This is a genomic window from Mesorhizobium sp. M2A.F.Ca.ET.039.01.1.1 (genome assembly GCF_003998035.1).
Taxonomy (GTDB): domain Bacteria; phylum Pseudomonadota; class Alphaproteobacteria; order Rhizobiales; family Rhizobiaceae; genus Mesorhizobium.
On sequence record NZ_RZRY01001248.1, the window covers coordinates 1 to 1,056 of the forward strand.

At 59.8% G+C, this 1,056-nt stretch carries 1 protein-coding gene; it reads right to left on the minus strand.

Annotated features, from left to right (window positions below; all coding sequences use genetic code 11):
• Nucleotides 1–280 precede the first annotated feature (280 nt).
• Nucleotides 281–1,056, minus strand: a 776-nt coding sequence (locus EOA24_RS39035) for an asparagine synthase C-terminal domain-containing protein (protein WP_133374975.1), incomplete at its 5' end; no start/stop codon positions are given.

Below are 1,056 nucleotides of genomic sequence, written 5' to 3' on the forward strand. Positions count from 1 at the left end.
GGTCGCGGCGCTCCCGTGAAGTGTCTGTCCCACAGTCTGTCCTTGTCGACGGACGGCTATAGGAAGAATCGCGCTCGCAACAAAGTAGATGTCGCATCCACGGTGCTGATGCGCGATGAGGGCGCCTAACGCAAACGAGGCTAGGAATGGTTGCAAAAAAGGCCGTTGACAAAACCATTCCCTATGCACGTGTACGCGATATCAGGCCTAGCCTCGTGGCCACGGAGAAAACGTATTCGAACGCCGGACCTCCTTTTCTATCTTTTGCGTGTTCGTCGTCTCAGATAGTGAGGCTCACGTTGTAATCGGTCAGGAAATCCTGCAGGTGTAGGATGCGCTCTACCCTCCTGAGGTTGTCGGTCGTGTTGAGCAACGCGCGGGACCGGTCGACCGACAACAGCGGTGCCACTGCCGCATTGCGGTCATTCAGCAACGCAGTGAAACGCGTGCGCAGCATTCGGTCATAGGTGGCATCCTGGATATCTGGGAAAGCGCTCTTCACTCGCTGCACCACCGATTGCGGGAGCAGGTCCGCGGTGGCGGCCCGCAGCAGACTCTTCTCGCGCCCGTCGAAAGTCTTGTAGGCCCATGTGGTGCCGAACACGTACTCAACGAGGCGGTGGTCGCAGTAGGGGACCCGTACCTCGAAACCCAAAGCCATGCTCATACGGTCCTTTCGGTCTAGCAGCCTGGGCAGGTAACGCGTGAGAAAGAGGTAGCAGATCTCGCGCATGCGACGCTCGTGGGGATCGGCCGCGGCCGGCCCGGTCAGGGCCGGCACTTCCGCAAGTGCCCTGCGGTACTGCTCATCAAGGTAACCAGGCAGGTCAAGTTTTTCCACCAGGCCGGGGTCTAAGGCCCGCCATACGATATCGTCGCTGTCTTCGATCCAGGGAAACGTGTCGCTCTGAACGTGCGCGGGATCGTGGAACCACAAGTAGCCGCCGAAAAGCTCGTCGGCTGCCTCCCCAGACAGGGCCACCGTCGAGTGTTGCCCGATGGCCCGGATCAGCAGGTAAAGCGAGCTATCAAAGTCGCCCATAGTCAGCGGCAGGT